Genomic DNA, 17389 nt, shown 5'->3' with positions numbered 1-17389 from the left:
GCAGAGCCCCCAGGACGGTTCGCCAGCCGCGATGGCATTCAATCACTTACCGGCAGGCGTGCACGACGCCTTGGTCCCATTGTCCGTCACGCCGGTGACACACTCGGTGCCGATGGCCAAGAATCACCGATCCGATCGATCCCCGACGGACGCCGTATCCCGGGTGGACCCGGGCACGGTGCTGGGCAGGCTCGCCTCGGGGCCGAGCCGTGCTTCGCGCATCACTCATACGGAGCACTTGCCCCCGCGGGCGGGTCGGCATGCCGTCTGGCCTGACCGGATTCGCCCGGAGGTGCTCGCGGCCGTGCAGGCGGCGGGCATCGAGCACCCCTGGGCCCACCAGGCACGCGCCGCGGAGCACGCCCTGGACGGCGAGTCGGTGGTCGTCGCCACCGGCACCGCCTCCGGCAAGTCCCTGGCGTACCTCACGCCCGTCCTGTCGGCCCTCCTGGACGGCTCCGAGGCCCCCAACGGCCGCGGCGCCACCGCGCTCTACCTCGCCCCGACGAAGGCGCTCGCGGCGGATCAGTGCCGTTCCGTGAAGGAACTTTCACAACCGCTGGGCAATTCAGTTCGACCAGCCGTCTACGACGGTGACACCCCGTTCGAGGAACGCGAGTGGATCCGCCAGTACGCCAACTACGTGCTGACCAACCCCGACATGCTGCACCGCGGCATCCTCCCGTCCCACCCCCGCTGGTCCTCCTTCCTGAAGGCGCTCAGGTACGTCGTCATCGACGAGGTCCACACCTACCGCGGCGTCTTCGGCTCCCACGTCGCCCAGGTCCTGCGCCGACTGCGCCGCCTCTGCGCCCGCTACGGCTCCTCGCCGGTCTTCCTGCTGGCCTCCGCGACCGCCGCCGAGCCCGCGGTCGCCGCCCGCCGCCTCACCGGCCTGCCGGTCGTCGAGGTCGCCGACGACGCCTCCCCGCGCGGTGAGCTGGTCTTCGCCCTCTGGGAGCCCCCGCTCACCGAGATGCAGGGCGAGAAGGGCGCGCCGGTCCGCCGCACGGCCACCGCCGAGACGGCCGACCTGCTGACCGACCTGACGGTCCAGGGCGTCCGCTCGGTCGCCTTCGTCCGCTCCCGGCGCGGCGCCGAGCTCATCTCGGTCATCGCCCAGGAACGGCTGGCCGAGGTCGACCGCTCGCTGGCCCGGCGTGTCGCCGCCTACCGCGGCGGCTATCTCCCGGAGGAGCGCCGCGCCCTGGAGCAGGCCCTCCACTCGGGCGAATTGCTGGGGCTGGCGGCGACGACGGCCCTGGAGCTGGGCATCGACGTCTCCGGTCTGGACGCCGTCGTCATCGCCGGCTACCCGGGCACGCGCGCGTCCCTGTGGCAGCAGGCCGGCCGGGCGGGCCGCTCCGGGCAGGGCGCCCTGGCCGTCCTGGTCGCCCGCGACGACCCCCTGGACACCTTCCTCGTCCACCACCCCGAGGCCCTCTTCGACCGCCCTGTGGAGACGACGGTCCTCGACCCGGACAACCCCTACGTCCTCGCCCCGCACCTGTGTGCGGCGGCGGCGGAACTTCCGCTGACGGACGAGGACCTGGAGCTGTTCGGCCCGGAGACCGCGGGCCTGCTCCCCCAGCTGGAGGCCGCGAAGCTGCTGCGCCGCCGCACCAAGGCCTGGCACTGGACCCGCAGGGAGTCCGCCGCCGACCTCGCCGACATCCGCGGCGGCGGCGGCCGCCCGGTGCAGATCGTCGAGTCCGGCACGGGCCGCCTGCTCGGCACGGTCGACGCGGGCGCGGCCCACACGACCGTCCACGAGGGCGCCGTCCACCTCCACCAGGGCCGCACCTATCTGGTCCGGTCCCTGGACCTGGAGGACTCGGTGGCGCTGGTGTCGGAAGCGAACCCGCCGTACTCGACCGTGGCCCGCGACACCACCTCCATCGCCGTCCTGGAGACGGACGTCGAAGTCCCCTGGGGCCAGGGCCGGTTGTGCTACGGCTCCGTCGAGGTCACCAACCAGGTGGTCTCCTTCCTCCGCCGCCGCCTCATCACCGGCGAGGTCCTGGGCGAGACGAAACTCGACCTCCCTCCTCGTACGTTGCGCACCCGCGCGGTGTGGTGGACCGTCACCGAGGACCAGTTGGACGAGGCCCGCATCAACCCCGAGATCCTCGGCGGCGCCCTGCACGCCGCCGAACACGCCTCCATCGGCCTGCTCCCCCTCTTCGCGACCTGCGACCGCTGGGACATCGGCGGGGTGTCCATCCCCCTGCACCCCGACACCCTCCTCCCGACGGTCTTCGTCTACGACGGCCACCCCGGCGGCGCGGGCTTCGCGGAGCGCGCCTTCCACACCGCCCGCGCCTGGCTCACCGCCACCCGCGAAGCCATCGCCTCCTGCGAGTGCGACGCCGGCTGCCCGTCCTGCATCCAGTCCCCCAAGTGCGGCAACGGCAACGACCCGTTGCACAAGAGGGGGGCGGTGCGGTTGCTCACGGCGTTGCTGCGGGGGGCGCCGGGGGAGGGGGCGGCTGGGTCCTCGGGGCCGACGGAGGGGGTGGCTCCGGAAGCTGGTCCCCAGGCGCCGGCGGAGCGTTCGGTCCCGGAAGCCGGTTCCCAGGCGCTGGCAGAGGGGTCGGTCCCGGAAGCCGGTCACCAAGCGCCGGCGCAAGGTTCGGTCCCGGAAGCCGGTCACCAGACGTCGGCGGAGGGTTCGGCGCCGGAAGTGGATCTCCAGGATCCGGCGCCGGGACCGGCTGTTCCGCCGGTCCCGCCCGGGCCCTGACCTCCGCCGCGAACGGCCCCCGCCCTGCCGTCGCCGTCACGTCCGAGACGTCACCCACCAGCGCGCACCGCACGAGCCGCGTGCCCTGCGCCACGGCCACCCGACCGGCCCTGGCGCAGGCCGCGGTAGCGCCCTCGGCCCAGTGGTCCGCCGCCGCGAGCGCCGCCAGATCCGCACCGCCGGCCGCACGATGCCGGGTCACCACGGCCTGCCCCAGAGCGAGCACGACCCCGAACACCACGCAGAGCACGGCGATCGCACCGACGCTCCACACGGTGGCGGAGCCACGGTCGGAACCGATCCCCCGCCGACGCACACCGCGCCCGCTCATCTCCAGCCCTCCACCGAGGCCACGGCCTCCTCCCGCACCTCGAACGGCAACCCGCCCAGCACCGGCGGCCTGGCCACGACCACCACCCGGACCTGCGTCTTCTCCCGGCTGACCGTGACCTTCGCACCGCGCGGCGCCGCCCCGCGGGCCACTTCGACGACCGCGTCTGCCGGGTCCTCCCGCGCCGCCGCCCTGGCCCCCGTCCGAGCCGCGTCCACGCACTGGATCTGCGCGGCCACCACGAGCAGCCCCCACACCAGCGCCATCGCGAACATCACCAGCACGGGCAGCACCACGGCGGACTCCGCCGTGACGAACCCCCGGTCCGCGCGGTCCCGTTCACATCCGCGCATCGAGGGCCTGCTTCACGATGCCCTGGAGCTCCGCGCTGACGGCCCCGCTGGTCACCACCTTGTAGAGGACGACCGCGAACGCCACCGCCGCGACGATCCCCATCGCGTACTCCGAGGTGACCATCCCCGTGTCCTTCCGCGCCGTTCGAAGCCGCGCGAGTACCACCTTGTACATCTCAACCCCCGTAAGGATCAGCTCTGTTGTCTCTTCTGCTCTGCCATCTCTTACTTCTCGATCACCGCAGCCGGCTCACGCCCGCCCCCGTCATCCACCACCCCCTCCCATGGCCGCGCCCGCCAGTCCGATCACGATGGGCAGCACCCCCACCGCGATGAACGCGGGCAGAAAACACAGCCCCACCGGCGCGGTCACGAGGACGGCGGCCCGCCGGGCCCGTGCCGTCGCGGTGCGCGCCCAGTCGGCCCGGGCCTCCGAGGCGAGCCGGGCGACGGGGACGGCGGCGGGCAGTCCCGAGACGTCGGCCCGTTCCAGCAGCCGCGCCAGGGGTCCGGCGCCCGGCATCGAGGCCAGTCGGCGCCAGGCGTCGCCGGGTTCACCGCCCAGCCGCACCTCCGCCGCGCCCCGCGCCAGCCCCTCCCCGACCGGGCCGCCCAGCGCCTCGCCCACGGCCTGCGCCGCGACCACCGGTCCGGCACCGGCCGCGATACAGGCCGCCAGCAGATCGGCCGCGAGGGGCAGTTGACGCGCGGCCTCTCCGGCGTCGTACTCCTCCTCGGCGCCCGCGGCCGTCTGCCGCCTGCGCCACCACCACAGCCCGACGGCCACGCCCAGCCCGACGGCGACCCCGGCGACACCCCCGACGAGAGCCCACCCGCCGGCCACCACGCCCGCCGAGGGCAGCCACCGCCGCACGGCCTTCCGCGGGTCACCCCGCGGCCCCGCGGACTTCGCCTCCCGCGCCACGAGCCGGGCCAGTCGCCGCCGAACCGCCCGCTCGCGGCGCACCCGCTCGACCCACCTCGCCCCCCACGCGAGAACCAGCAAGGCCCCCACCACTGCCCCCAACCTGTGGACAACCTCCGCACTCACCGCACCCTCCTCACGCTCCGCCGCTCCGGCCCACCAGCGCCCCTCCCCCGTCTCACAGCCCCCCTCCTCCGCACGCCCCGGCCCTCCCCCGTCTCACAGCCCCCTTCTCCGCACGCCCCGGCCCATCACCGCCCCGCGCCCCGCTCACACCGCCTCCGCTCCCCGCACGATCCGCATCGCCCACCACATCCCCAGCCCCTCCAGCACCCCGCCCACCACCAGGCACCCCAGCCCCGGTCCCGTGTGCAGCAGGACGTGGAGCGGGTCGGAGCCGAGGGCCGTGCCGAGCAGCAGGCCCAGGACCGGCAGGCCGGCGAGCATCAGGGCCGTGGCGCGGGCGCCCGACAACTGGGCGCGCAGGTCGGCGCGTTGATCCCGCTCGGCGCGCAAGGCCGCTTCGAGCCGGTCGACCCCCGCGGCCAGCCCCGCACCCCGGTCCACAGCCACCCGCCAGCACGCCGCGAGCCCCAGCAGCCCGTCGGCCCCCGGCTGCCGTGCCGCCGCCGCGAGCGCGTCCGGCACGTCACCGCCGAACCGCGCCGCCGCCAGCACGGCCGCCTGCGCGTCACCGAGCCCGTCGCCGTCGCGCGCGGCCCGCAGCAGGGCCTCGCCCGGCTGCCGCCCGGCCCGCACCTCTCCGGCGAGCACCCCGCACAGCGCGATGACCGCGTCCCCGCGCCGCTCCCGAGCCCGCCGCTCCCGCCGGGCCAACCGCACCCGCCGCAGCAACGGCACCCCGGCCAACCCGGCGACCAGCGGCACCACCGAGGCCCCCAGCACCGCGAGCACCGCCCCTGCCGCCGCCGACCACCACTCGGCCCCCAGGCCGGCCCGCAACCGCCGCACCTCACCGCCCAGTCGCCCCCACAGGGGCGGCGGCCCGGTGCCGGCCGCACCGCCGCTCCCCGCGAGCAGCAGCCGTGCCCGTCGAGCCCCGACATGGGGCCCGCCCAGCAACCAGACGACCGCCCCGGCACAGGCCACGGCGGCAGCCGCCGACATCTCACTCACCCCGGTCATGGCATCCCTCTCCGAGCAGCCCCCGCAGCCGCTCCCACCCCTGCTCGTACGCGAAGCCCTCCGCGCGCCAGCGCAGCGCCGGCACCGTGCACACCAGCCCCGAGGGATCCCGTTCCAGCACCCGCACCTCGGCGATCCGCCGCCGTCCGGTCCGGTCGCGCACCAGGTGCAGCACGACCGACAGGGCGGCCGCCACCTGGGAGTGCAGCGCGGCCCGGTCGAGCCCGGCGGCCGTGCCGAGCGCCTCCAGACGGGCCGGCACATCGGCGGCGGCGTTCGCGTGGACCGTCCCGCAGCCGCCCTCGTGACCGGTGTTCAACGCGGCCAGCAGATGCACCACTTCGGGCCCCCGCACCTCGCCCACGACCAGCCGGTCCGGCCGCATCCGCAGCGCCTGCCGCACCAGGTCCTGGAGCGTGACCAGACCCGCGCCCTCCTGGTTGGCCGGTCTGCTCTCCAGGCGGACGACGTGCGGATGGTCGGGCCGCAGTTCCGCCGAGTCCTCGGCGAGCACGATCCGCTCCCCGGGCCCGACCAGCCCCAGCAGCGCGCTCAGCAGCGTCGTCTTGCCGCTGCCGGTCCCGCCGCTGATGAGGAACGACAGCCGTGCGTCGACCAGCGCCCGCAGCACCCGGTCCCCGCCCGGCGGCACGGTGCCCGCCGCCACCAACTCGTCGAGCGTGAACGCGCGCGGCCGCACGACCCGCAGCGACAGACAGGTGCAGTCGACGGCCACCGGTGGCAGCACCGCGTGGAGCCGTGTCCCGTCGGGCAGCCGGGCGTCCGCCCACGGCCGTGCGTCGTCGAGGCGCCGCCCGGCCACCGCGGCCAGCCGCTGCGCGAGGCGTCGTACGGCCGCGGCGTCGGGGAAGGAGACCCCCGTCAGCTCCAGTCCGCCGCCCCGGTCCACCCAGACCCGGTCCGGCGCCGACACCAGGACATCGGTGACGGACGGGTCGGCCAGGAGCGGCTCCAACGGCCCGCTGCCGACCAGCTCGGACCGCAACCGCGCGGCGGCGCCCAGGACTTCGGCGTCCCCGAGCACCCGCCCCTGCTCACGCAGTGCCTGCGCCACACGCGCGGGCGTCGGTTCGGCCCCGCTCTCGGCGAGCCACTGCCGCACACCGTCGAGAAGCTCCGGAGCCATGTCGGCCCCGCCCTGCGCACTCCCGAACCGCCCTGGAGCCGGGCCCACATCACCCCGCACCCCGCCCGAGACCTCCGGAGCCAGGCCCTCGCCACGCCGCGCGCCATCAAAGGCACCCGCGCCGCCCCGAACCCGGCCGAACGCACCCGGCCCCACGTCCGCGCCGTCCTCCATCCGGCCGAACACACCCGGCCGCCCGTCCGCGCCGTCCTCTATCCGGCCGAACGCACCCGGCCGGACGTCCGCGCCGCCCCCTGCCCGACCGAACCCACCGGACCTCGCCTCCGCGCCACCCCGTGCACCCTCGAACCCACCGGGCCCCGCCTCCGCGCCACCCCGTGCACCCTCGAACGCACCCGGCCCAGCCCCGTCGCCACCCGGCCCGCCACGCGCATGTGCCCGCTCATCTGCACGCGCGCATGTCAGCTCGTCCGCACGCGCGCGTGCCCACGCGTCCTCCAGCGCCGCGGTCATGCCGCCTCCACCAGTGCCCGCTCCCAGAACTCCTTGCAGAACCGCGTCAGCGGTCCCCTCCCGGCGCCGGGCGGTGTCCTGGCCTCGTGCGGTCGCAGCAGGCCCGCCTCGACCGGCACCTCGCCCAGCAGGGGCAGGCCGAGCAGGCGTGCCACCTCACGGTCGTCGAGTCCGGGTGCGTACGGGCCCCGTACGGCGACCCGCAGGTCCCGTACGACCATCCCGACCGCGGAGGCCACCCGTCCGGCCGCCGCGACGGCCCGCAGCTCCGCGGGAACGACGAGGATGCCGAGGTCGAGCTGGGCGAGCGTCTCGGCCACGCCGCCGTCGATACGGCGGGGCAGGTCCACGACGACCGTGCCGCCCCGGCGTCGGGCCGCGGCCAGCACCGCGCGGACGGCCTGCGGCGGGACGGCGACGCAGTCGCCGCGGTCCCAGCTGAGCACCCGCAGGGAGTGCAGCTCGGGCAGCGACTCCTCCAGGGCGCCACCGCCGACCCTGCCGCGCGAGGCGGCGAACGCCGGCCAGCGCAGCCCCTCGGCGGTCTCCCCGCCGAGGAGTACGTCGAGTCCGCCGCCCAGCGGATCGGCGTCCACGAGCAGGGTGCGCAGTCCCTCCCGCGCGGAGGTGACGGCCAGCGCGCACGCGAGCGTGGAGGCGCCGGCCCCGCCCCGGCCGCCGATGACGCCGACGGTGAGGGCGGGCCGGCCGACGCCCTCGGCGACGTCGGCGATCCGGTCGACGAGCCACTGCTCGCCGTCGGGCAGCATCAGGACGTGGTCGGCGCCGATCTCGACGGCCCGGCGCCACACCCCGGAGTCGTCCTGGTCCCTGCCGACGAGCACCACCCCGCCTCTGCGCGCGGCGCCCCGCACTCGTCGTACGGCATCGTCGCCGACCAGGACGAGCGGCGCGGCCTCCCATCGGTCCCGCGGCTCGGGCACCCCTGGGTGCACCTCGGGTGTGGCGCCGGCCGCCGCGCAGAGCCGGAGCAGGTCGTCGAGGAGCCCGGGGTCCTCGGTGATGATCAACGGTCCGCCCTGGCGCCCTCCGGCGCCGGACGGCGGATCGTGTGTGACGGCTGCGGCCACGCTTTCCATCCCCCTTCGCTGCATCCCGCGAGGGCATCAAGCGCCTCGCGATTCCCGAACGTGTGAAGAACCGGCAACCGGCCTCCATATGAACGGCCGATAGGAACCGGCCAAACGCGCCCGGTTAACCGGATCCGGCCATCGGATCGGCGTCGGCGGGCCGCGCTGGAATCACGGTGCAACGCAGCGGGAAATGAAGTGGATCTTGGTCGATATCTGTGGACAACTCGCCCGTTGTGAATATGTCCGTCACCCAAACCGGTGAGCTCCGCACCGGTTCCGGCCGACCTCTGTGCGACTTCCGCAGAGCAGCGCTACGACTACGGACAGTGACGGATCACGGGCATACGGAAGAGGCGGCCGAAGCCGCCTCGGTGCGGCGCTACAGCCGCTTGCGAAAAAGAGAAAACCCACCCGGACATGCGACGACCCCCACCGGGGGGGAGAGTGGGGGTCGTCTCCACGGCCGACTCGGGGGGGGAGGAGCCGGGCCGGGTTAGCACGGTCGCGAACGATCCGTGACTTCCATGGTGTACCCGAGAGCCCTCTCAGGCAAACCCACGCGCCCCACCTTACGCCGAATGGGCTGCGCCTATGCTCGGGGTCGTGGAAAACCACTCCTTGCCCCGCACAGCGGCCTTCTTTGACCTGGACAAGACGGTCATTGCGAAGTCGAGCACGCTCACGTTCAGCAAGTCGTTCTACCAAGGCGGCCTGATCAACCGCAGGGCCGCGGTGCGTACCGCGTACGCCCAGTTCGTCTTCCTCGTGGGCGGTATGGACCACGACCAGATGGAGCGGACCCGCGAGTACCTCTCCCAGCTCGTGCGCGGCTGGAACGTGCAGCAGGTGAAGGAGATCGTCGCCGAGACCCTGCACGACCTGATCGACCCGATCATCTACGACGAGGCCGCCTCCCTCATCGAGGAGCACCACCGGGCCGGCCGTGACGTCGTGATCGTGTCCACGTCGGGCGCGGAGGTCGTCGAGCCGATCGGTGAACTCCTCGGCGCGGACCGCGTGGTGGCGACCCGGATGGTGGTCGGCGAGGACGGCTGCTTCACCGGCGAGGTGGAGTACTACGCCTACGGTCCGACGAAGGCCGAGGCGATCAAGGAGCTGGCCGAGTCCGAGGGGTACGACCTGGAGCGCTGTTACGCCTACAGCGACTCGGCGACCGATCTGCCGATGCTCCAGTCGGTGGGCCATCCGCACGCCGTGAATCCGGACCGCGCGCTGCGTCGTGAGGCGCTCGCGCGCGGGTGGCCGATTCTCGATTTCCACCGTCCGGTCCGGCTCAAGCAGCGCTTCCCCGCGTTCTCCGTACCGCCCCGCCCGGCACTGGTCGCGGCGGCCGCCATAGGGGCCGCGGCCGCCACCGCGGGCCTCGTCTGGTACGCGAGCCGGCGCCGGGCGTCGGCTCTCTGAGCTGCGCCGGGGTCACGACTGTGCCCATGTCCGGCATATCGGTGCCCGTTTAGCGCCTGTTTGAGAGTAAAAGTAAAGAACTGCAGCCAGCACTTCCGCTTACCCGGGTCCTGGAGTACAAAGGGGTTAACGGCCCGCGAGACCAAGGACATCCGAGAGGATCACCTTAATAACGCATTTGGCCCCACGGACCGCGCATGAACACTGGGCACCCACGCGACGTCGACCCGTCGATTACGGGCCAGCCGCACCAGGTGACGGGCAAAGTTCCCGACCTGATGGGCAACATATCGAGGACGCTTGGTAACCCGGTGAGCATGCCAGCGGCGGTACGAATCCTCGTACCGCCGCAACCCTGTTCAGGCCCCCCGCGCGGGGGGCCTGTTTCGTTCCTACGCCGCCCCGCGCTGCAATGCCTCGCACACCGCGGTCGACTCGCGCGCACCGAGTTCGATCGCCTTGCCGCAGTGGGCGATCCAGGCGGCCATCCCCTCCGGAGTGCCGGAGACATAGCCTTCGAGCGCCGCCAGATAGGCCGCCCGGCCCAGTTCGGCGTGGCCGACCTCGGCCGGGCAGACGGACTTGGGATCGAGACCACTGCCGATCAGGACGATGCGCTCGGCCGCACGCGCGACGAGGCCGTTGTGGGAGGTGAAGGGCCGCAGCGCGAGGAGTTCACCGTGCACGACGGCCGACGTCACCAGCGCGGGGGCGGAACTGCCCGCGATGATCAGCTCGGACAGGCCCTCCAGGCGGCCGTTGACCTCCGCCGCGCTCGGCAGCGGCAGCTCGATCAGCGGCTCGTCGACCGGTTCGCCCTCCCGGCGCGGACGCCCGACCTCGTCGCCGCTGCTCGCCGCGGCCACCAGGTGCAGCCGGGCCAGGACGCGCAGGGGCGACTGCCGCCAGATGGACAGGAGTTGGCCGGCCTCCGCGGTCAGCCTGAGCGCGGCGCCCATCACGCGCGCCTCGTCGTCCCCGCTGAAGTCGGAGCGGCGGCGCACCTCTTCGAGCGCCCAGTCGGCACCGGACAGCGCCGCGGAGCCGCGTGAGCCACGCAGCGCGGCCTCGCCGGTGACCGTGTTGCTGCGGCGCCGCATGATCCGGTGTCCGTAGACCCGGTCCACGGCCTTGCGCACGGACTCCACGGAGTCGGCCACACCGGGCAGCGAGCCCAGGGCCGCGAGCGGGTCGGCGGTCGCGCCTGTCGTACTCATGAGTACGACCCTACGCAACGCCGGGCCGGACCCCACGATGGAGTGGTCTTCTTCACGCACACCTGCCACGTACAGCTACTGCACCACTACCCTTCGTGAACATGAAAATTGCTTTCGTCGGGAAGGGCGGCAGCGGCAAGACCACCCTGTCCTCCCTGTTCATCCGGTATCTCGCCACGACCGGGCGGCCGGTGGTCGCGGTCGACGCCGACATCAACCAGCACCTGGGCGCCGCCCTCGGCCTCGACGAGGCGGAGGCCGCCGCGCTGCCCGCGATGGGCGAGCGGCTGAAGCTGATCAAGGAGTACCTGCGCGGCGACAACCCGCGCATCGCCTCCGCCGAGACGATGATCAAGACGACACCGCCCGGCGAGGGCTCCCGCCTGCTGCGCGTGCGCGAGGACAACCCGGTCTACGACGCCTGCGCCCGGCCGGTGGAACTCGACGGCGACACCGTCCGTTTGATGGTCACCGGGCCCTTCACCGACGCCGACCTGGGAGTGGCCTGCTACCACTCCAAGACGGGAGCGGTGGAGCTGTGCCTGAACCACCTGGTGGACGGGCGCGACGAATACGTCGTGGTGGACATGACCGCCGGCTCCGACTCCTTCGCCTCCGGCATGTTCACCCGCTTCGACATCACGTTCCTCGTCGCCGAGCCGACCCGGAAGGGGGTCTCCGTCTATCGCCAGTACAAGGAGTACGCCCAGGACTACGGCGTCGTGCTGAAAGTCGTCGGCAACAAGGTGCAGGGCCAGGACGACCTCGACTTCCTGCGCGCCGAGGTCGGGGACGACCTGCTCGTGACGGTCGGGCACTCGGACTGGGTGCGCGCCATGGAGAAGGGCCGGCCGCCCCGGTTCGCGCTCCTGGAGGACGCCAACCGCCGCGCGCTGCGCCTGTTGCAGACAGCCGTCGACGCGACGTACGACCTGCGCGACTGGCAGCGCTACACCCACCAGATGGTGCACTTCCACCTGAAGAACGCCCAGGCCTGGGGCAACGAGCGGACCGGGGCCGACCTGGCGGCGCAGGTCGACCCCGGGTTCGTGCTCGGCGAGAGCCTGGTGGCGACCGCCTGACGGACCCCTACCGCCCCGCCGCCGGAGCCCCCGGTACGCCCTTCGGGGCCGGGGCCGGGCGGCTGGAGAGGAAGGACGCCCAGCCCTGCTTCGGGGCCTCGCCGACGCCGAGCGTCCGCATCTTGGCCAGGACCTCGGGGTCCTGGGCGTCCAGCCAGTCGGCGAGCTGCCGGAAGGAGACACAGCGCACGTCGGGCTTGTTGCAGACCTGCTCGACGGTCTCCTCGACGGCGCGCATGTAGGTGCCGCCGTTCCAGGACTCGAAGTGGTTGCCGATGATCAGCGGGGCGCGGTTGCCGTCGTAGGCGCGGTGGAAGCCCTTGAGCAGGCCGTCACGCATCTGGTCGCCCCAGAACTCGTACTTGTTCGGGTCGCCCTGGGTGTTGGTGCCGGACTGGTTGACCATGAAGTTGTAGTCCATGGTCAGCTGCTCGTAGGAGTGCCCGGGGAACGGCACGAGCTGCATCGACAGGTCCCACAGCCCCTCCTTCTTCCGCGGCCAGAGCTGCTCGTTGACACCGCTGGTGTCGTAGCGGAAGCCCAGCTCGCGGGCGGCCTTCATGAAGTTCTTCTGGCCCTCCAGGCAGGGCGTGCGGGCGCCGACGAGCTCCTTGTCGTAGTCGAAGGGGAGCGGGGCGGCCTTCTTCATGCCGGTGTTGGTCTTCCAGGACTTCACGAACTGCTTCGCCTGGGCGATCTCGTCCTTCCACTCCTCGACCGACCACTGGCCGACCCCGCCGCCGCTCCCGCAGAAGTGGCCGTTGAAGTGGGTGCCGATCTCGTTGCCCTCCAGCCACGCCCCGCGCAGCTGCTTCACGGTCGCGGCGATGCCCTCCTCGTCGTTGAAGCCGATGTCGGAGCGGCCCGGGGAGTGCTGCGGCGGCCGGTACAGGTCGCGCTTCTCCTCCGGCAGCATGTACACGCCGCTGAGGAAGTAGGTCATGGTCGCGTTGTTCGCCTTGGCGACCTTGCGGAAGTGGGAGAACAGCTTCTGGCCGTCCTCGCCGGCGCCGTCCCAGGAGAACACCACGAACTGCGGCGGCTTCTGACCGGTCTTCATCCGTTCCGGCCGGGGCAGGTGGGGCTGGGCGCCGGTGTACGCGGTGGAGCCGTCGCCGATCAGGCGGACCGCGCTCTTCGGCGGTGCCTGGGCGGGCTTCGCCTTCTGCGGGCCGGCGGCCCCTTCCTTGGAACCGTCGGTGCCGATCGCGCATCCGGCGAGCGATGCGGCACAGACCGCGGCGACCACGGCGCCGGCGGCGATCCTCTGGGTGGCGGCCATGTTCCGCCCACCTACTTCCTTCTGTCCGGGAACTGGGGCCAACGACAGCGCCGCCAAGCTCGCACGAGACCGAGAAGGAATTAGTACGACAAGCCGATGAAATATCTGCATCACCCTGATGGGTGACTTATGGGGCCATTTGCCAGAAAAGTCTATGCCTGGCCTTTACTCTGAATTACGATCCGTTTACCGAGCGTTGATTCATCCCGCCGCTGCACGCCGTGACCCACGGCCGCGACCCGACCCCCGCCATCGGGCGGGGGACCACCTGTTCCGCGACCGCGCTGCCCCGGAGGAGACGGGAACTATGTCCGCCTGCGTCCCCACCCGCGCCGCCGACTCGAGTCGGACGAAGCGCATCCACCGACCCCACAGCCCCCCGCCGTCCCGGCCCCGCCGCTTCCGCATCGCGGGCGCCGACGTGTCGGCCTCGATCGCGGTCTTCCTGATCGCCCTGCCCCTGTCCCTGGGCATCGCCCTCGCCACCGGCGCGCCCCTCCAGGCCGGTCTCGTCGCCGCCGCCGTGGGAGGCCTCGTCGCCGGACGGCTCGGCGGCTCCGCGCTCCAGGTGAGCGGCCCGGCCGCCGGGCTCACGGTCGTCACCGCCGACCTCATCCACCGCTACGGCTGGCGCACCACCTGTGCGATCACGGTCCTCGCCGGTCTGGCCCAACTCGGCCTCGGCTGCCTGCGCGTGGCCCGCACCGCCCTCGCCGTCAGCCCCGCGATCGTGCACGGCATGCTCGCCGGCATCGGCGTCACCATCGCCGTGGCCCAGCTGCACATCGTGCTCGGCGGCACCCCGCAGAGTTCCGTCCTGGCCAACCTCCGTGCGCTGCCCGCCCAGTTGGCCGGCCTCGCGCCGGCCGCCGTGTCGGTGAGCGTGCTGACGCTGACCCTGCTGCTGCTCTGGCCGCGCATCCCCGGCCGGGTGGGCCGTCTGCTGCGCAAGGTCCCGGCCGCTCTCGTCGCCGTCACCGGCGCCAGCGCGGTCGCGGCCCTCACCGGGCTGTCCGTGCCCAAGGTGGACCTGCCCTCCTGGAGCAGCCACGCCTTGGCCGGACTGCCCGAGGGGCCGGTGCTCGGCATCGCCGCCGCCGTCCTGACGACCACCCTGGTGTGCAGCGTGCAGTCGCTGCTCGGCGCGGTCGCCGTGGACAAGATGGCGGCCGCCCGGCCCGGTCTGACCGCCCGGGTCGGACGCTCCAACCTGGATCGTGAGCTGCTCGGCCAGGGCGCCGCCAACATCGTCTCCGGCACGCTCGGCGGACTCCCGGTCGCAGGGGTCGCCGTGCGCAGTTCGGCGAATGTGCACGCGGGTGCCGTGAGCCGGAACTCCACGATGCTGCACGGCGTTCTCGTAGTGATCGCCGCACTGCTGATGGTCCCCGTCCTGGAGTTCATCCCGCTCGCCTCACTCGCCGCCCTGGTGATGGCCGTCGGCATCCAGATGGTGTCCCTGCACCACATCCGTACGGTGACCCGCCACCGCGAGGTCCTGGTGTACGCCGTCACCACCCTCGGCGTGGTGGCCCTCGGCGTCCTGGAGGGCGTGACCCTCGGCATCGCCGTGGCCGTCGCCGTCGCCCTGCACCGCCTCACCCGCACCCGCATCACGCATGAGCACGACGAACAGGAAGGAGTCCATCACGTCCATGTACGAGGCCAGTTGACGTTCCTCGCGGTGCCCCGCCTCAGCCGGGCCCTGCACCTCGTTCCCCACGGCGCCCATGTCGTCGTCGAGTTGGACGGCTCCTTCATGGACCACGCGGCGTTCGAGGCACTGCAGGACTGGCAGAACACGCACACCGCGCAGGGCGGCACCGTCGAACTCACGGGCCGCCGCGCCGGAATCACGATCGCCGAGCCCGGCGAGACGCCCGCGACCGGCACCGGCACCACGCACCCGGCGGACGCCGACGCTCCACCGACCGCCGCCGGCTGCCGCTGCCGCCCCTGGACACCCTGGCGCAACCACCAGTGCGAACGCCCACCGTCCGCGCCACAGTCCGAGACGTCCGACGCACCCCAGGCGCCCGGCACACCCGGCGCGACGACCGGTGCGCCCGACACCCCCTCCCCCGGCGCCGCCCGCGCCGACGGCCCGAGCGGGCATGAACTGGCCCGTGGTATCAGCGCGTTCCAGCGCCACACCGCTCCCCTGGTGCGGGGTGAGCTGGCCCGGCTGGCCCGTGAGGGGCAGCAGCCCTCCCAGCTCTTCCTCACCTGCGCCGACTCGCGGCTGGTCACCTCGATGATCACCTCCAGTGGTCCGGGCGACCTGTTCGTGGTGCGCAACGTCGGCAACCTCGTCCCGCTACCCGGCGAGGAGAGCGGGGACGACTCGGTCGCGGCCGCGATCGAGTACGCGGTGGACGTGCTGAAGGTGCGGTCCATCACGGTGTGCGGCCACTCCGGGTGCGGAGCCATGCAGGCCCTGCTCAACTCCGATCCCGGAGGCGTCCAGACGCCGCTCAAGCGGTGGCTGCGGCACGGACTGCCGAGTCTGGAGCGCATGGCCGACGACGGCCGGCCGTGGGCCAGACTCGCCGGCCGGGCGCCCGCGGACGCGGTGGAGCAGCTGTGTCTGACCAACGTGGTCCAGCAGCTGGAGCATCTGCGGGCGCACGAGTCGGTGGCCCGGGCGCTGCACAGAAGGGAGTTGGAGCTGCACGGGATGTACTTCCACGTGGGCGAGGCGCAGGCGTATCTGCTCACCGAGGCCTCGGACGCGGGGGTGTTCGACCACGTGACCGGCGCCGAGGAGCTGCGCAGCCCGGCGTAAGCGCATCCCCGATCTCCCTTACCCCGTGCCCCGCTCAGCGGAGACCGGATGTCTCTGCCGGGTGGGGTGCGGCGGGGACCGGATTGCAAGGGCCGGCCTCACCGCGGAGGAAGGAGAGGCTGGAGACCGGCAGGAAGCTCCCGTCGGGCTGGCGCTGCCCCATCTCCACGACGGCCAGGGTGTCCCCGCGCCGCAGGTCGAACACCCTGCTGGGGCCCCCGTCCGCATCCGGGCGGCCCCGGACCCATTCCCCCCGGTTCTCCGTGCACTCGTAACCGTTCGGCAGCTTGTCCACGACCACGCGGATGCCGTTCGCCTCCAGCCGCTTGACGAGCGCGTCCGGCATGGTGCCGCCGAGGCCGAACTCGTTCATGGTGACCGTCACGGTCCCATCCGCATGCGACACCACCGCATAGGCCGGGCTCTCGGCTGGTGAGCCCGGCAGCAGCACCGCGGCACCCGCGACGGCGGCGCAGGCCAGGGCGACGAGTGCGAGCCTCGGCGCCGTGAACGCCGTACGGGCCCTGAAGCGGCGGCGCTCCACGGACGTCGGCGCCGCCTCGGCCGTACCGTCGTCCGCGCGCAAGCCGATCTCGCGTCGGAGTTCCGCCAGCAGCCGGTCCTCGAATGTCGTCCTGGTGGTCATGCCTCTCCCCCGGTTCCTCCGGTGACGTACGACAGGGATGTGGCGCGCGGCCCGTCGGCGGGCTCGTCCGCCGCCCGGCGCAGCGACTTGCGGGCCCGGTGCAGCCGTACGCGGGCCGTGACCTGGGTGATGCCCAGGGCGGCGGCGGTCTCGGGGACCGTCAGCTGGTCGACCACGATCAGCTCCAGAACGGCTCGCTCCCCCGCGGGGAGCCGTTCCAGCGCGGCGAGGGCGCGGCGGCCCGGGGACTCCGCGTCGAGCTTGTCCTCCAGGCGCGCGATGTCGTCCGGCTCCAGCAGCCGCCGCCCGGAGATGCGCCGGTCGCGGACCGTCTCCCGGGCCACGCGGCGGTGTTCCCCCGCGACGACGTTGCGGGCGATGCCGTAGAGCCAGGCGGTCTCACTGCCCCGGCCCGGGCGGTAGGTGTGGGCGGAGTCCAGGACCGCGAGGAAAATCTCGGCGGTCAGGTCGGCGACCGTGTGCGGGTCGGCGACACGCCGGGCCACGAAAGATGTCATCGCGTCCACATGGCGCCGGTAGAACTCCTCGAAGAGCTCTGGGTCGCGGACCGCCGCCTGCGGCCCGCCCCGTATCCCTTCCACACGTACCTCCTTCATGTCGGGGGCGCTTCATCAGTACTTGGGCCGGAGTGTGAAAGGCGTTACAGGGACTGAACTCTGCCTGGTCGGCGTCCGTGGGTACGGATGACGCCGGCCGCCACCGAAGACGTACGAAAAGG

Annotated in this window: 14 protein-coding genes and 1 pseudogene; 4 read left to right on the top strand and 11 right to left on the bottom strand. The window is 73.0% G+C overall.

Annotated features, from left to right (window positions below):
* The first annotated feature begins 31 nt into the window (after window positions 1-31).
* Entirely contained in the window at window positions 32-2743 is a 2712-nt protein-coding gene (locus ACFUO4_RS41640; protein WP_383495333.1) for a DEAD/DEAH box helicase, read from the top strand.
* On the opposite strand, the pseudogene ACFUO4_RS41635 reads toward ACFUO4_RS41640, so the two are convergent.
* The 7 genes and pseudogenes from ACFUO4_RS41635 to ssd form a co-directional block, all read right to left on the bottom strand.
* Window positions 2694-3074 (bottom strand): annotated as a pseudogene (locus ACFUO4_RS41635) (Rv3654c family TadE-like protein); the annotation flags it as partial. The gene ACFUO4_RS41640 and the pseudogene ACFUO4_RS41635 sit on opposite strands and share 50 nt — an antisense overlap.
* Window positions 3071-3427: a TadE family type IV pilus minor pilin gene (locus ACFUO4_RS41630; protein WP_383495330.1), complete on the bottom strand. Its 357-nt coding sequence runs from the start codon at window positions 3425-3427 to the stop codon at window positions 3071-3073. The pseudogene ACFUO4_RS41635 and the gene ACFUO4_RS41630, both read right to left, overlap by 4 nt.
* Complete coding sequence (locus tag ACFUO4_RS41625) at window positions 3414-3602, bottom strand: DUF4244 domain-containing protein (protein ID WP_383495327.1); 189 nt, start codon at window positions 3600-3602, stop codon at window positions 3414-3416. The genes ACFUO4_RS41630 and ACFUO4_RS41625 overlap by 14 nt, the downstream gene beginning before the upstream one ends.
* A gap of 90 nt (window positions 3603-3692) precedes the next feature.
* Complete coding sequence (locus tag ACFUO4_RS41620) at window positions 3693-4478, bottom strand: type II secretion system F family protein (RefSeq protein ID WP_383495324.1); 786 nt, start codon at window positions 4476-4478, stop codon at window positions 3693-3695.
* Between the two features lie 144 nt (window positions 4479-4622).
* Complete coding sequence (locus ACFUO4_RS41615; protein WP_383495321.1) at window positions 4623-5498, bottom strand: type II secretion system F family protein; 876 nt, start codon at window positions 5496-5498, stop codon at window positions 4623-4625.
* Window positions 5482-6645, bottom strand: a complete 1164-nt coding sequence (locus ACFUO4_RS41610; protein WP_383495318.1) for a TadA family conjugal transfer-associated ATPase — start codon at window positions 6643-6645, stop codon at window positions 5482-5484. The genes ACFUO4_RS41615 and ACFUO4_RS41610 overlap by 17 nt, the downstream gene beginning before the upstream one ends.
* Before the next feature lie 470 nt (window positions 6646-7115).
* Window positions 7116-8219, bottom strand: a complete 1104-nt coding sequence (gene ssd, locus ACFUO4_RS41605) for a septum site-determining protein Ssd (RefSeq protein WP_383495315.1) — start codon at window positions 8217-8219, stop codon at window positions 7116-7118.
* Between the two features lie 585 nt (window positions 8220-8804).
* On the opposite strand from ssd, the gene ACFUO4_RS41600 reads away from it, so the two are divergent.
* Complete coding sequence (locus ACFUO4_RS41600; protein WP_079309325.1) at window positions 8805-9638, top strand: HAD family phosphatase; 834 nt, start codon at window positions 8805-8807, stop codon at window positions 9636-9638.
* A gap of 392 nt (window positions 9639-10030) precedes the next feature.
* Here ACFUO4_RS41600 and ACFUO4_RS41595 read toward each other — a convergent pair whose 3' ends face one another.
* The gene (locus ACFUO4_RS41595) at window positions 10031-10855 is read right to left on the bottom strand and encodes a Fic family protein (protein ID WP_079309326.1); all 825 of its coding nucleotides are present in this window, start codon (window positions 10853-10855) and stop codon (window positions 10031-10033) included.
* A 101-nt stretch (window positions 10856-10956) separates the two neighbouring features.
* Here ACFUO4_RS41595 and ACFUO4_RS41590 point away from each other — a divergent pair, with 101 nt between their 5' ends.
* Window positions 10957-11937, top strand: coding sequence for an ATP-binding protein (locus tag ACFUO4_RS41590; RefSeq protein WP_383495312.1), 981 nt, complete (start codon window positions 10957-10959; stop codon window positions 11935-11937).
* Window positions 11938-11944: 7 nt separating this feature from the next.
* Here ACFUO4_RS41590 and ACFUO4_RS41585 read toward each other — a convergent pair whose 3' ends face one another.
* Window positions 11945-13219 carry a hypothetical protein gene (locus ACFUO4_RS41585; RefSeq protein WP_079309328.1) on the bottom strand — a complete coding sequence of 425 codons (1275 nt, stop codon included), beginning with the start codon at window positions 13217-13219 and terminating at the stop codon, window positions 11945-11947.
* Window positions 13220-13526: 307 nt separating this feature from the next.
* On the opposite strand from ACFUO4_RS41585, the gene ACFUO4_RS41580 reads away from it, so the two are divergent.
* Window positions 13527-16004 (top strand): bifunctional SulP family inorganic anion transporter/carbonic anhydrase, encoded by a 2478-nt coding sequence (locus ACFUO4_RS41580; RefSeq protein ID WP_383495308.1) that lies wholly within the window; start codon window positions 13527-13529, stop codon window positions 16002-16004.
* Between the two features lie 34 nt (window positions 16005-16038).
* Here ACFUO4_RS41580 and ACFUO4_RS41575 read toward each other — a convergent pair whose 3' ends face one another.
* Window positions 16039-16650 (bottom strand): hypothetical protein, encoded by a 612-nt coding sequence (locus tag ACFUO4_RS41575; RefSeq protein ID WP_383495305.1) that lies wholly within the window; start codon window positions 16648-16650, stop codon window positions 16039-16041.
* Entirely contained in the window at window positions 16647-17267 is a 621-nt protein-coding gene (locus tag ACFUO4_RS41570; RefSeq protein ID WP_383495302.1) for an RNA polymerase sigma factor, read from the bottom strand. The genes ACFUO4_RS41575 and ACFUO4_RS41570 overlap by 4 nt, the downstream gene beginning before the upstream one ends.
* Window positions 17268-17389 lie beyond the last annotated feature (122 nt).

The organism is Streptomyces sp. NPDC057280 (assembly GCF_042668605.1).
GTDB lineage: Bacteria > Actinomycetota > Actinomycetes > Streptomycetales > Streptomycetaceae > Streptomyces.
Note: the sequence above shows the minus strand (reverse complement) of the source record. Positions and strands in the feature narration are given on the sequence as shown.